Source organism: Methylobacterium durans, assembly GCF_003173715.1.
Classification (GTDB): domain Bacteria; phylum Pseudomonadota; class Alphaproteobacteria; order Rhizobiales; family Beijerinckiaceae; genus Methylobacterium; species Methylobacterium durans.
In genome coordinates this window covers 3643252-3657563 of the sequence record NZ_CP029550.1, presented here as the reverse complement: position 1 = coordinate 3657563, position 14312 = coordinate 3643252, and the positions used below count along the sequence as shown (strand labels likewise).

Sequence of the window (14312 nt, the reverse complement as noted above, 5' to 3'; positions counted from 1 at the left end):
AGGATCGCGTCAGGCGGCCCGACCGGCCCGGACGGCGAGGACGAGGCGGGCGGCCTCGTGGCTCGGAGCGAGGCCGTCGGGCAGGCCCATCAGACCGTCGAGGCGCTCCAGCGCCCCGATCTGGCGCTCGCGCTCGGGACCGCCGCGCACCAGCGGCACGAGAGCGTCGGCCAGCGCCGCGGGGGTGCAATCCGCCTGCACGAATTCGGGCATCGCATTCTCGCCGAGGATCAGGTTCGGCAGCACGATCGTCGGCACCTGAATCAGGCGGCGGGCGATCACCTCCTCGATGCGCGAGACCTTGTAGGCCACCACCATCGGGACGCCCGCGAGCGCGAGTTCGAGGGTGACCGTGCCGGAGGCCGCGAGCGCCGCGCGGGCCTGCCGGAAGACCGCGTGCTTGCCCGCCTCCCCGTGCACGAGCCGCACCGGCACGTCCCACCCGGTGGCGAGGCGCTCGATCAGGGCGCGATGGCGGCTCACCGCAGGCAGCAGCGCCTCGATCGGGCCGGCCCGCTCGGCGATCAGCGCCAGCGTCCGGCCGAAGACCGGCATCAGCCGCTCGATCTCGGAGCGGCGCGAGCCCGGCAGCACGGCGAGCCGCCAGGGCTCGCGCGCCCGCTGGTCCCGCTCCTCCGGCCCGGGGCGCAGCTCGCTCAGGCGCTCGATCAAGGGGTGGCCGACATAGGTGCAGGCCGGGCCGCCGAGGCGGCGATGCGCCTCGGGCTCGAAGGGCAGGAGGGCGAGCACGTGATCGATGAAGGGGCGCATCTTGGCGGCCCGCCACGGACGCCACGCCCAGACGCTCGGCGAGACGTAGTCGACGATCGGCAGATCCGGCAGGCGCTGGCGGACGCGCCGCGCCACCGCGTGGGTGAAGCCGGGGCTGTCGATGATGACGAGCACGTCGGGCGCACCCGCCACCACGTCGTCCACGGTCTCGCGGATGCGGCGGAGCAGCGTGCGGGCGCGGGCGAGGACGGGCAGGTATCCCATCACCGCGACGTCGTCGATCGGGAAGAGCGAGGCGAAGCCCTCCGCCTCCATCGCCTCGCCGCCGACGCCGCCGAACCGGATCGGCTCCGGCGCGCGGGCGCGCAGCGCCCGCATCAGCTTGGCACCGAGCTGATCGCCCGAATCCTCACCCGCGACCAACCAGACCTTCACCGGGCGCCGTCCAGGCCGACGAGGAACATCCCGAGACGGTCGGCGGCCGCGACCGTCTCGGCTCGGTCGATGACGAGGGTGCGGCCCGCCTGGATGGCGAGGCCGGCGCAGCCCGCGGAGGCAGCGTTGCGGACCGTGCGCGGCCCGACGGCCGGCAGGTCGATCCGCAAATCCTGGCCCACCTTGGCGAGCTTGACGAGGACGGTGGCGGGCGAGGGCCGGCCGAAGCCGAACGGCTTGCGGAGGACGGCGCGGGCCCGCGCGAGCATCCGGTCCGTCCCCTCCGGCCCCTCCACCGCGACGACGCGGTCCGCCGCGACCACGGCCGCCTGGCCGACGTCGAAGGGCGAGAGCGCGTCGAGGAGCGCGCGGCCAGTGAGGATCGAGGCGCGCGCGCCCTCGTCCGGCCCGAACTGGCCGAGCCGCCCCGCGGGGCTGAGGAGGTCCGGCGCGACCTCGTGCACGCCGAGCACCCGGTGGCCGTTCTCCTCCAGCAGCGCCAGCACCGCGCGAAGCAGGCGGTCGTCGCCGCCGCCCGCGATGGCGCGGAGCGCGTCGCGGTTGCGCACGACCGCCGCCGCGTTGAAGATCGCGGCGGGGCTCGGCCGCGTGACGCCGCCGGCCGGCACGATCGCGGCCGGCCCCCATTCTTTCAGGATCCGCAGGGTGCCGGCGATGTCGAGGAGATCGACCGTGGCGTCGGCCCGGGCCCGCAGGCGCCGGTCGGTGAAGCCGCGCACGCCGAGCACCTTGAAGGGACGCGCCGCCCGCTCCAGCGAATCGGCCACGAGCTCCGGCAGCCGGCCCGCGCCCGCGACGAGGACGAGGGAGCCCGCCTGCGCCGCCGCTTCGGCAGCCTGCGGGCGCTCGGCGGCCATCGCCGCGCTCAGGCCACGCTCGCGGGCGTCTCGCGGGGCGTGCAGATCGAGCGCCTGCCGCCCGCGCGGATGAAGGCGAGGATCTCGTTCACGGCCGCGTGCTTCTCGAACTCGGTGGCGACGTCCTCGACGCGCTCCATCAGCGTGCCTTCCGGCGCGAACAGGGCCCGGTAGGCCCGGCGCAGGGCGTGGATGTCCTCGCGGGCGAAGCCCCGCCGCTGCAGGCCGATGATGTTGAGGCCCGACAGGTAGGCGCGGTTGCCGAGCACCATGCCGTAGGGGATGCAGTCGTTCTCCAGTCCCGAGAGGCCGCCGACGAAGGCGTGCGCGCCGACGCGGGCGAACTGGATCACCGCCGCGCCGCCGCCGAGGATCGCGTAGTCGCCGACGGTGCAGTGGCCGGCGAGCATCACGTTGTTCGAGAAGACGACGCCGTCGCCGACCCGGCAATCGTGGCCGACGTGGGCATGGGCGAGGAAGGTGCATCGGTCGCCGACCACCGTCTCCAGGCCACCCCCGGCCGTGCCGGGGTTCATGGTGACGCCCTCTCGGATCAGGCATTCCGCGCCGATCCGGAGGGTCGAGGCCTCGCCCCGGTACTTGAGGTCCTGCGGCGGATGGCCGATCGAGGCGAAGGGATAGATCCGGGTGCGGGGGCCGATCGCGGTGTCGCCCGCCACCACGACGTGGCTGACGAGCTCGCAGCCCTCGCCCAGCACGGCCTGAGGCCCGACATGGCAGAACGGGCCGATCCTGACGCCGTCGCCGATCCGGGCTCCGTCCTCGACGATGGCGCTCGGGTGGATCATGTCCACGCTCACTCCGTCACCAGCATGGCGCCGATCTCGGCCTCGGCCACGAGGGTGTCGCCGACGCGCGCCTCGCCGCGAAACCACCACATGGTGCGCCGCTGATTCAGCTTCCGCATGTGATAGCGCACCGTGTCGCCGGGCACGACCGGCTTGCGGAACTTGCACTTGTCGATCGTCATGAAGAAGACCTGCTTGGTGCGCACCTCGTCCGTCATGATGTGACGGCAGCAGATGGCTCCCGCGGTCTGCGCCATGCCCTCGATCAGCAGCACGCCCGGGAAGACGGGCAGGTTCGGGAAGTGCCCGGTGAATTGCGGCTCGTTGATCGTGACGTTCTTGATGCCGATGCAGCTCTCGTCGCGGTCGATCTCGATGATCCGGTCGATCATCAGGAACGGGTAGCGGTGGGGGAGAAGCTCCAGAACCTTCTGAATATCGGCCGAGCCGAGTTCACGCGCCGTCTCGCTCATCGGGTCCTGCACCTCATCTCGTTTCCGGCGCCGCGCTGCGGGCCGCGCGCTCGTCCATCGAAGCTGAGAGCCTCTTCGTCAGAAAGTGCGGCGGACGCAAGACCCGAGGTGAGCGGGCCGCCTCGACGCGCGCGCCGGCCCGGGCTCAGGCTTCGGTCAGTACGGCGCGCACCTTGCGGCCGAGGCTCGCCGCCGTGAACGGCTTGACGATGAGGTCGACGCCCTCGTCGAGCCGCCCGTGATGAATGATGGCGTTGCGGGTGTATCCGGTGGTGAAAAGCACCTTGAGGCCGGGCCGCCGGCACAGGGCCTCGTCCGCGACCTTGCGGCCGTCGAGGGGGCCGGTCAGCACGACGTCGGTGAAGAGGAGCGCGATCTCGGGCTCCGTCTCGATCAGGCGCAGCGCCTGCGGCCCCTCCGCGGCCTGAAGCACGCGGTAGCCGGCCTCTTCCAGGGCCGCGACCGTGAAGGCCCGCACCATCGGGTCGTCCTCGACCGCGAGCACGGTCAGGCCGGGCTGGGGCGCACGCTCCAGCACCCCCGGAATGAGCGTCGGGGTCTCCATCGGCGAGCGCAGATCGCCGAGGGGTTCGGCGGAGCCGCGGGCCAGCCGGGGGAAATAGAGCTTGATCGCCGTGCCCTGCCCGACCTCGGAATAGATCGCGACGTGGCCACCGGTCTGGCGCATGAAGCCGTAGACCTGAGCGAGGCCGAGGCCCGAGCCCTTGCCGGGCGGCTTCGTCGTGAAGAATGGCTCGAAGACGCGGCTCGTCACCTCGGGCGGCATCCCGGTCCCGGTGTCGCAGACGGCGACCATGACGTACTGGCCCGGGCGCAATTCGTCGTGGTGGGCGGAATAGGCCTCGTCGAGAAAGGCGTTGCCCGTCTCGATGGTGAGCTTGCCGCCCTCCGGCATGGCGTCGCGGGCGTTGACCGCGAGGTTGAGGATCGCGCTCTCCATCTGGTTCGCGTCGGCCTGGGTGAGCCAGAGGCCGCCCGCGAGCACCGTCTCGACCGCGACCTGCTCGCCGAGCGTCCGGCGGAACAGGTCGGACATGCCGGCGACCAGGCGGTTCGCGTCGACCGTCTCCGGGTTGAGGGGCGATTGGCGCGAGAAGGCGAGGAGGCGATGGGTCAGGGTGGCCGCCCGGCGCGCGCCCTCCATCGCGTTGTCGATCCCGCGCAGGAGGCGCGCATCCGCGTCGGCCCCGCGCCGCTGGGCCATCTCCAGGTTGCCGATCACCACGGTCAGCAGGTTGTTGAAATCGTGCGCGACGCCGCCCGTCAGGCGGCCCACCGCCTCCATCTTCTGCGCTTGGCGAAGCTGCTCCTCGGCCCGGCGACGCTCGGTCGCCTCGGCCGTGAGAGCATCGGCCGCTTCCCGCCAGCGCCGTGTCGCGAGGTCCTGCCGGCGCATCTGGCGCAACGCGAGGAGCGAGACGCCGAACAGGCCCGCGGCCGCGAGCGCGGCCACGAGCGTGTATCCGATCATGTGCGCCTTCCAGGCCTCCAGCACGCCCGCCTCGCTGACGCCGAAGCCGATATAGACCGGATAGGGCGCCACGCGCCGGTAGGAGAAGATGCGGGTCACGCGGTCCACGGCCGAGACGGCCCGGTACGGCCCGTCGTCGCCGCGGCCGATCGCCTGCATCATCGGCGCGCTCGGCGGCAGGGTCATCAGCCCCGTCGTCGGCTCCCGCGCGAGGATCTCGCCATCGGAGCGCACGAGGACGACGTTGTGGGCGAGGTCGGGGTCGACCTCCCGGTAGAAGGTCTCGAAGTAGCTGCGATCGACCGAGAGGGCGATGGCGCCCTGGAAGCTGCCGTCCGGGCTGTAGACCCGGCGCGAGACGTTGAAGACGGGCTGGCCGGATTGCCGGCCGATGACCGAGCGCGAGACGTGGATCTCGCTCTGGTCGGTCGCGCGGAGCGCCTGGAACCAGTCGCGGTCCACGTAGCTGACGCTCGCGTCGGCCGGGTGGGATCGGCTGCTCGCGCGCAGGCGCCCCTCCGCGTCGACGATCGTCAGCGTCGCGACCTGCTCGTAGCTCTTCTGGAGATCCGCGAGGAAGCGGTGCAGGTCGAGCCGATCCTCCTCCGACGACCAGTCGATGAAGCGCAGCCGCCCGTTGATGCGGTCGATGATGAGCTTCTGCGTCTCGAAGACCTTGATCGCGTGCTCGTGCAGGACCCGGAGCGTCCGCTCGACGCGACCGTCCGCCTCGCGCAGCACCTCGCCGCGATTGTGCCAGCCCGCCAGCGCGAGCAGGAAGGCGGGGAGCAGGATCGAGACGACGAGGAGCGCTCGGCCGGCCCGGATCGCGGTGCCGCCGGAGGACGCTTCCGCGGAGGGCGCCGTCCTGCGCGTCTCCGACGCCTGCCTCTGGCCCATGATGTCGTGTGGCCCCCGCCGAATCGGTGCTCAACCGAGCTGTCTGACCTTAGCCATGCACGCAGTCGCGGATAGATGGCGCACAAGCCACTCGCGCCCACGCGGGCGCTGCCCGAGCCATGCCCCGGGCCGCCTTCCCGGCGCGTCACCGCGATCACTCAAAACCGAGGCGTTCGCGATTTCGTGCGCAATCGCCTCCGCGCCCGCCTCAATCGGCGGATTCGTCCCGCTCATCCCGCCCCGAGCGCTCGGCGAGCCGGGCGAGCGTCGTGAGCTCGCGAAACCACGCGCGGACGGGCTTGGCCGGCGTGCCGCCCCACCGGCTGCCCGGGGGCACATCCTTGTTGACGTTCGAGGAGCCGGCGATCTGCGAGCCGCGGCCGATCCGCAGGTGGCCGACGACGCCGACCTGGCCGCCGAGCACCACGTAATCCTCCAGCGTCGTCGAGCCCGAGATACCGACGCCGGAGACGATGACGCAGTGCCGCCCGATCACGACGTTGTGGGCGATCTGGACGAGGTTGTCGATCTTCGTCCCCTCCCCGATCACCGTGTCGCGGCTCGCGCCCCGGTCGATCGTGGTGTTGGCGCCGATCTCGACATCGTCCTGCACGATGACGCGGCCGACCTGCGGCACCTTGATGTGGCTCGCGCCCATGGCGAAGCCGAACCCGTCCTGGCCGATGCGGGCGCCGGGATGGACGATGACGCGGTTGCCGACGAGAGCGTGGGTGAGGGTCGCGCCGGCGCCGATGCTGCAGCCGCGCCCGACCCGGACGTTCGGGCCGATCGCGGCGCCGGGCCCGATCACGCTGCCCGAGCCGACCTCGGCGCCGGGCCCGATCACCGCGCCGGGATCCACCCGCACGTCCTCCTCGAGGCGCGCGTCGGGGTGGACATGGGCGCCCGGTGAGACGCCGCGGCTGCCGAAGAGCGAGCCCGGACGCATCGCGTCGGGATGGAGCCGGGCGAGCAGGCTCGCGTAGATGCGGTAGGGATCGCGGGTGACGAGAGCGACCGTGCCTGCGGGCACCCGCGCGGAGAATCTCGGCGAGACGAGGCAGATGCCCGCCCGCGTCGCGGCGAGCGCGTCGCCGTAGCGGGCATTGTCCATGTAGGCGAGGTCGGTGGGGCCGGCGCTTTCCAGCGGCGCCGCGCCGGTCACGGCGAGGTCCGGATCGGCGCCCTCCGGCAGGGAGAGGCCGGCCGCCTCGGCGATGGCGCCGAGGCTCAGCGAATCGTTCGCGGTGAAGAAGACGGGATCGGACATGACGAACAACGCGCCACCCGGGATTCCCGGGCGGCGCGCGACCCTTTGTCTTAGAAGCGCGAGCCGCCCGAGAAGCGGAACGCCTGGATCTGATCCTTACCGACGCGGCCGAACTGGGTCAGGATGCCCTCGTCCTTGGTGAGCGCGTAGGCGTAGTCGAAGCGGATCGGTCCGAGCGGCGAGTTCCACAGGATCGAGGCACCGACCGACGAGCGGATCTTGGTGTTGTCGCGGACGTTCACGCATTCCGGCTCGACGCCGATGGTGAGCGCGTTGAAGTTGCAGACGCCGCCCGGCGCGAGACCGTTGATGAAGGCGTCGCCGTTGACGTTGAAGGTGCGGCGGCCGTGATAGCCGAACAGCGTTCCGGCATCGGCGAAGACGGCGCCCTTGATGCCGAGATCGCGCGGGATACCCCAGATCGGGAACTGCACCTCGACGGTGCCGCCCACGTAGGTGGAGCCGCCGATCGCGTTCGAGCGGCTGTCGGCGATGCCGACGTCGCGCGGGCCGATGCCGTTCGGGGCGAAGCCGCGGACCAGCGACGGGCCGAGGAAGAACTGGTCGGTGATGCGGAGCGGGTTTCCGTCGAGCGCCGAGATGTGGCCGCCCTGGAACCGGATGAAGCCGACGACGTCCTCCCAGATCTCCTTGTAGTACCGGGCCTCGCCGGTCACGCGGAAGAACTTGGAATCGCCGCCGAGGCCGGCCACGTCGGGCTTCAGCTCGGCGTAGATGCCGTTGCGGGGCGAGCCGACGTTGTCGAGGGTCGAGTAGGCGAGCGTCAGGCCGGCGAGCGAGGTCAGCGTGCTGCCGGTCGAGCCCTTGAGCGCGATCGAGGCCTCGCCGTTCAGGGCGCAGTTGCCCTGGTTGATGGTGGCGAAGTTGTACTGCGCGAGGCCGCCGACATTCTGGCCGTTCAGCACGGTCCCGGCCGGGTAGACGTTGGTGAAGCCCGGGATCGGGTTCGAGCAGTCGTTGTAGGGCCGCTTGATCGAGTTCGGGATCGTCAGCTCGGTGTTGTAGAGCGAGTAGCGCATCGTGACGCCGAACTCTTCCGTGATCGGCAGGCCGATGCGGAGCTGGCCGCCGTAGACGGTCGTCTCGTAGCGCGAGTAGCGGGTCAGGTCGCTGTACTTGTAGAAGGCGTCGAAGCCTGCGGCGAGACGGTAGCCGAGGAAGTACGGCTCGGTGAACGAGAAGTCGAAACCGCGGGAATATTGGCCGCCGGTGCCGGCGACGCGGACGTACTGGCCGCGGCCGAGGAAGTTCGACTCGGAGACCGAGACCTCGCCGATGATGCCGTCCTGCGTGGAGTAGCCGCCCGCCACGGAGAACGAGCCGGTGGGCTGATCCTCGACGTCGATGTTGATGACGACGCGGTCGGGCGCGGAGCCGGGCTCGTTCGATAAGCGGACCTTCTTGAAGAAGCCGAGGCCGTTCAGGCGGCGCTCCGCCCGGTCGGTGAGGACGCGGTTATAGGCGTCGCCCTCGCCGATATCGAGCTCGCGGCGGATGACGTAGTCGCGGGTGCGGGTGTTGCCGCGGATGTTGATGCGCTCGACGTAGACGCGCGGGCCGTCCTCGACGACGAAGCCGAGGGAGACCTGCTGGGTGGCGCGGTCGCGCTGGCCGGTCGGGCGGACCTGGGCGAAGGGATAGCCCTGGCGCGCGATCTGCGTGGTGACGCCGGTCAGCGTCTTCTCCACGTCCTCGGCGTTGTAGACGTCGCCGACCGAGGCGCGGATCTCGCCCTCGAGGCCGGCCGTGTCGAGGCCCGGCAGGCGGGAATCGATCGCCACGGCGCCGACGCGGTACTGCGCGCCCTCCTCCACCGTCACGGTGATGACCCAGCCGGACTTCTCGCCCTCGGGCGCCTCGACGTAGCGCGCATCGGCGTTGACGATGCGGAAATCGGCGTAGCCGTTCTTGAGGTAGTAGCGGCGCACCACGTCGAGATCGGCCGTGATGCGGTCCGGATCGTAGACGTCGGAGGTCTTGACGAAGCTCAGGAGGTTCATCTCCGAGGAGCTCATCAGATCCTTGAGCTTACCCTCGGAATAGGCGCTGTTGCCGACGAAGTTGATCGCGACGATGCCGGTCTTGTCGCCCTCGTCGACCGTGTAGATCACGTCGACGCGGCCGTTGGGCAGGTCGACCGTGCGGTAGCTCACCTTGGCGCCGCCGCGGCCGGCCCGGCGGTAGACCTCGCGGATGCGCTGGATGTCGGCGTTGATCGTGTTGACGCTGAACGGGCCGCGGGCCTTCGCCTCGACGACGCCCTCGAGCGTGGCCTTCTCGACCTTCTTGTTGCCCTCGAAGACGACGCGGTTGATCAGGTTGTTCTCGCGCACCGTCACGACCGTGCGGCCGCCGCTCTGCGAGACCCGGACATCCGAGAACATGCCGCTCGCCAGGAGGTTGCGGCGGGCTTCCTCGGCGGAGCCGGATGCGGTTCCGGTGACGTAGGAGCGGATCGTGTCGGAATCGACGCGGCTGTTACCCTGGACGACGATCTGCTGCGCCTGCGCGGCCCCGGCCAGCGCGACGCCGGTTGCGGCGGCGGCGACTAGGACGATGGCCCGTTCCACCGACTTCCGCCGGCGCTTCCCCGTCATCGACATCATGTAATCGCCCGTCTGTGTTTTTATCGGCACGGGTTCGCACCCGCAGACAGGCAGCCGTTACCCGACCGTCCTGCCATCTGGTCCCAGCCCAGCTTCTAGCGGGATTCCCTACCGAAGCAAACGCTCCGAGGAACCCGCTCCTTGGGATTTTGGGAGGTCGTGGCCTTCGCGCCACTTAACGATGCGGGAAGTTTTTCGAGGATCGCAAATCAGGGTGAATGCCGCGTAAATCCGCGAATTTCCGAGACATTTCAAAACGGTGCGCGATCGGGTCAACGATCCGTTAACCTTTCGGGCGGTCGCCCGCGCCGGCGTCGCGCGGCCGAATATGGCCGAAATCGGCCCTCGGGGCGGCATGCCTGCGACGGCCGCCGGCTGGGAATGCATTCAGCACCCCGAACGCGCGAAGGGCCCGCCACGGCGGGCGGGCCCCAGGCGGGCTACAGGTTCGGGCCGCTCTCAGGTCCCGCGGCCCCAGGAGGCGCCGAGATTGAGGATGTCGTTCCAGGCGGCGAACAGCATCAGCATCAGCACCAGGGCGAGACCGATCCGGAAGCCGATCTCCTGGGCGCGCTCGCTGAGCGGCCGGCCGCGCACGGCCTCGAAGGCGTAGAACATGAGGTGGCCGCCATCGAGGAGCGGTACCGGGAACAGGTTGAGGAGGCCGATCGAGACCGACAGCAGGGCGACGAGCCCGACGAGGCCGCCGACGCCGCCCGCCTTGGCCACCTCGCCGGAGACCCGGGCGATGCCGATCGGGCCCGAGAGCTGGTCGGCGGATTCGCGTCCCGTCACCAGCTTGCCAAGATAGTCGAAGGTGCGATCGACCACGAAGTAGGTCTCCTGCACGCCGAGCACGAGCGACTGGACCGGGCCGTACTGGACGAGCTTGGCCTCGCTGCCCTTCGGACCCTGGATGCCGAGGCGGCCGAGGCGATGGCGGCCGAAGGGCGTGCGCTCCTCGTAGACCTCCGGCGTCGCGACGACCTGCGTCTCGCTGCCGGCGCGCTCCACCGTGAAGGTGAGCGTCGAGTCCGCGCTCGCCGAGACCGTGCGCTGCATGGCGATGAAATTGCCGACCGGCTTGCCGTCGATCGCCTTGATGACGTCGCCCGGCTCGAAGCCGGCCCGCGCCGCGGCGCTGTTGGGCATCACCGCCTCGACGCGCGGCGGCAGCTCGTAGCGGCCGCTGAGCCAGATGGCGCCGCCGAACAGCGCGATGGCCAGGATGAAGTTCGCGATCGGGCCCGCCGCGACGATCGCCGCGCGCTTGGCCACGGGCTGGGTCGGGAAGCTGATCGCCCGCTCGCGCGGGCTCATGCGCGCCACCGCCTCCGGGTCCGGGATGCTGGCGCCGTTGGCGTCGCCGTAGAATTTCACGTAGCCGCCGAGCGGGATGGCGCAGAGCTTCCAGCGGGTGCCGTGCCGGTCGTTGAAGCCGAAGATCTCCGGCCCGAACCCGATCGAGAAGGCGTTGACGCCGACGCCGCACCAGCGCCCGACCAGGAAGTGACCCATCTCGTGCACGAAGACCACGATGGTCAGCACGATCAGGAAGGGGATCACCGCGCCGAAGAAGCCCGCGGCGGTGCCGCCCATGGCGTTCAGAAAGTCCATGCGTCGTTCCTCGGGGCCCGGTTCAGGGGCCGTGTCCTTGCGCCTTGCAACCGTCTAGCAGATCGGGAGGCCGCCAAGCCAACGCAAACCCGCGTGAGGCGGCAGCAACGTCGCACGCGTCCTGCTCGCGGGCGACCCACCCGCTCCGGCGGCGCCCGTTTTCCCCGCTATTCGCGGCGCTTCGATGGCCGGCGCCGGCAGAGGTCGCGGCCGGTCAGTGGCCGGCGCCGGCCGGGCCCGCGGCGCGCGGGCGCCGGATCAGCGGGGTCGCGCAGGCCATGGCGAGGAACAGCATCGTCAGGACGAGGAACACGTCCGAGAAGCTCATCAGCAGGCCCTGCACCCGCACCGTGTTCGACAGGGCCTTCAGCGCCTGCGCGTTGGCGTCGCCGCCAAGCGCCTCGAACTGGCGGCGCATCGTGTCGAGGCGCTCCAGCACGGCCGCGTTCGTCCAGGTGAAGCGCTCGTGCAGCCGCGCGAGGTGAAGGTCCCAGCGGTCGTTCAGGAGCGTGTTGATGAGGGCGAGACCAACCGCGCCGCCGAGATTGCGCGTGAGGTTGTAGAGGCCCGACGCGTTCTTCATCCGCGCCGGCGGCAGCGTGCCGAGGGCGATGTTGTTGATCGGGATCATGCACAGCATCAGCGAGCAGCCGCGCAGCACCTGCGGCAGCAGCAGCTCCCAGAAATCCCAGTCCTTGGTGAGCCCGGTCACGATCCAGGTGCCGGCGGCGAAGCCCGCGAAGCCGATCGCCATCAGCACCCGCGGGTCGGCACGCCCCGAGAACCGCCCGGCGATCGGCGCGGTCGCGAACATGGCGAGGCCGGAGATGAACATGGTCTCGCCGATCTGGAGCGCCGAGTAGCCGCGCACGCGCCCGAGATAGACGGGGTAGAGGTAGGTCAGCCCGTAGAGGCCGATGCCCATCACGAAGCTGAAGATGCAGCCCGCCGCGAAGTTGCGGTCGCCGAAGGCCCTCAGGTCCACGATCGGCTCGCGGGCCGTGAAGGCGCGCCAGAAGAAGGCGAGCCCCGAGACGGCGCAGACGATCGCGCAGGTGAAAACCGCCTCGTCGGCGAGCCAGTCGTGGTTCGGGCCCTCCTCCAGCACGTATTCGAGGCAGCCGAGGAACCCCGCCATGAAGGCGAGGCCGAACCAGTCGAAATGCTTGAACAGGTCGAGGTTCGGGCGGTCGAAATCGACGAGGTAGTAGGTCGAGACCGTGACGAAGATGCCCGGCACGATGTTGATCAGAAACAGCCAGTGCCAGGAGAACAGGTCGGTCAGGTAGCCGCCCACCGTCGGACCGATCGTCGGGGCGAGCGTCGCCACGAGGCCGATCATCGGCGAGACGATCGGGCGCTTCGAGGGCGGGAAGATCGTGAAGGCCGAGGCGAAGACGGTCGGGATCATGCCGCCGCCGATGAAGCCCTGCAGGGCCCGCCAGACGATCATCTCGTTGATCGTGGTCGAGGTCGAGCACATCAGGCTCATCAGGGTGAAGCCGCCGGCGGCGATCGTGAACATCCAGCGCGTCGAGATCACCCGCGACAGGAACCCCGAGAGCGGGATCATGATCACTTCGGCGATCAGGTAGCTCGTCTGCACCCACGGGATCTCATCGGCCGAGGCCGAGAGCCCCGCCTGGATCTCGGCGAGGGAGGCGGAGACGATCTGGATGTCCAGGATCGCCATGAACATCCCGAACACCATGCAGAGGAACGCCACCATGCGGCGCCGGTCGAGCGGCGGCTCGGCGGGGGCGGCGGCGATCGGGGCTGCGGGCGCGGCCATGGCGGATCCTTCGTCCGGACCCTACTCGTGGCCCGCGGTGCGCACGCGCCCCTGCCCCGCCTCGCGGGTATCGACCCGCACCGTGACGGAGAGGCCCGGACGCAGCAGGCCCTCCCGGGCGATCTCCTCCGGCACGCGGACGCGCACGGGCAGGCGCTGCACGATCTTGGTGAAGTTGCCGGTGGCGTTGTCGGGCGGCAGCAGGCTGAAGACGGAGCCCGAGGCCGGGGACAGGAACTCGACCTCACCGACGATGTCCCGGTCCGGATAGGCGTCGACCGCGATGTGGACGGGCTGGCCGGGGCGCATGCGGGCGAGCTGCGTCTCCTTGAAGTTCGCGTCGATGCGCACGCTCTCGAGCGGCACCAGGGCGGCGATGCGGGAGCCCGGCGCGACGTAGGCGCCCGCCTCGACGGCCTTGTTGCCGACGACGCCGTCGAAGGGCGCGCGGATCGTCGTGAAGGCGAGGTCGCGGGCCGCCCGCTCCTCGGCGTTCCTCAATTCCACCGCGAGGCTCTCCGCCTCGCGGCCCTGCGCGCGCAGCACCTCGACATTGGCCCTCGAGGCGGCGAGGGAGGCCTCGGCGCCCTTCACGGCCGCCTCCGTGCGGTCGCGGTCGGCGCGGGCCTGCTCGATGCGGGACTTCGCCACGAAATCCGATTTCTCCAGCGCCTGCTGGCGCCCGTAATCGGCGGCCGCGCGGACCGCGTCGGCCTTCGCGGCCTCGATCTGGGCGAGCCCTTGCGCGATCTGCGCCTGCGCCGCCTCGATCTGGTGACCGATCCGGCCGATCGTCGCCTGCTGGGTCAGGAGCTTGTCGTGGGCGGCCTCGAGCGCGAGGCGGTAATCGCCGTCGTCGAGCGCTGCGATCACCTCGCCCTTGCGGACGGATTGCCCGTTCCGGACCGGGACGGCGGCGAGGTAGCCGGGCACCTTGGCCGCGAGGACCGAGATGTCGGCCTGCACGTAGGCGTCGTCCGTCGAGACGAAGAAGCGGCCGAGCGTCCACCACGCGTAGGCCTTGTAGCCGCCGCCCCCCAGCGCCGCAGCGAGCAGCAGGAGGAGGACGAGCTTCCGCAGCGGCTTGCGGCGACGCGGCTCGGCCGGAGCCACGGCGACCGGAGCGGGCGCCGCGGCCAAGGCCGGAACGCGGCCGGAGACCTCCGGCCCGCGGACCTCGCTCCTCGGCTCGTCGGGTGCGGCCGCGTTCGGCTCGTTCCTCGCGGATCCGTCTTCGCGCAGGGACATCGGCTATCCGTCGCAACTTCTGACCGAACCGTTCGGTCA

At 70.7% G+C, this 14312-nt stretch carries 10 protein-coding genes; all 10 read right to left on the bottom strand.

What is annotated here, in order from left to right; genetic code table 11:
• Positions 1-9: 9 nt before the first annotated feature.
• The 10 genes from lpxB to DK389_RS16680 all read right to left on the bottom strand — a co-directional run bounded on the left by lpxB (position 10) and on the right by DK389_RS16680 (position 14273).
• Positions 10-1167, bottom strand: coding sequence for a lipid-A-disaccharide synthase (gene lpxB / locus DK389_RS34355; RefSeq protein ID WP_236960124.1), 1158 nt, complete (start codon positions 1165-1167; stop codon positions 10-12).
• Positions 1164-2045, bottom strand: coding sequence for an LpxI family protein (locus tag DK389_RS34350; protein WP_236960122.1), 882 nt, complete (start codon positions 2043-2045; stop codon positions 1164-1166). Before DK389_RS34350 ends, lpxB begins: the two co-directional genes overlap by 4 nt.
• 8 nt (positions 2046-2053) lie before the next feature.
• The gene (lpxA, locus tag DK389_RS16715) at positions 2054-2854 is read right to left on the bottom strand and encodes an acyl-ACP--UDP-N-acetylglucosamine O-acyltransferase (protein WP_109896468.1); all 801 of its coding nucleotides are present in this window, start codon (positions 2852-2854) and stop codon (positions 2054-2056) included.
• Between the two features lie 8 nt (positions 2855-2862).
• Positions 2863-3327, bottom strand: coding sequence for a 3-hydroxyacyl-ACP dehydratase FabZ (fabZ, locus tag DK389_RS16710; protein WP_109896466.1), 465 nt, complete (start codon positions 3325-3327; stop codon positions 2863-2865).
• Positions 3328-3472: 145 nt separating this feature from the next.
• Positions 3473-5719 (bottom strand): hybrid sensor histidine kinase/response regulator, encoded by a 2247-nt coding sequence (locus tag DK389_RS16705; protein ID WP_109891232.1) that lies wholly within the window; start codon positions 5717-5719, stop codon positions 3473-3475.
• A gap of 208 nt (positions 5720-5927) precedes the next feature.
• On the bottom strand, positions 5928-6989 hold the full coding sequence (lpxD, locus tag DK389_RS16700; RefSeq protein ID WP_109896464.1) for a UDP-3-O-(3-hydroxymyristoyl)glucosamine N-acyltransferase: 1062 nt from the start codon (positions 6987-6989) through the stop codon (positions 5928-5930).
• A gap of 50 nt (positions 6990-7039) precedes the next feature.
• Positions 7040-9616 carry an outer membrane protein assembly factor BamA gene (gene bamA, locus DK389_RS16695; RefSeq protein WP_109891230.1) on the bottom strand — a complete coding sequence of 859 codons (2577 nt, stop codon included), beginning with the start codon at positions 9614-9616 and terminating at the stop codon, positions 7040-7042.
• A gap of 459 nt (positions 9617-10075) precedes the next feature.
• Positions 10076-11233, bottom strand: a complete 1158-nt coding sequence (rseP, locus tag DK389_RS16690) for an RIP metalloprotease RseP (protein WP_109891228.1) — start codon at positions 11231-11233, stop codon at positions 10076-10078.
• Between the two features lie 214 nt (positions 11234-11447).
• Entirely contained in the window at positions 11448-13025 is a 1578-nt protein-coding gene (locus tag DK389_RS16685) for a DHA2 family efflux MFS transporter permease subunit (protein ID WP_109891226.1), read from the bottom strand.
• Positions 13026-13046: 21 nt separating this feature from the next.
• Positions 13047-14273, bottom strand: coding sequence for an HlyD family secretion protein (locus tag DK389_RS16680; protein WP_109891224.1), 1227 nt, complete (start codon positions 14271-14273; stop codon positions 13047-13049).
• Positions 14274-14312 lie beyond the last annotated feature (39 nt).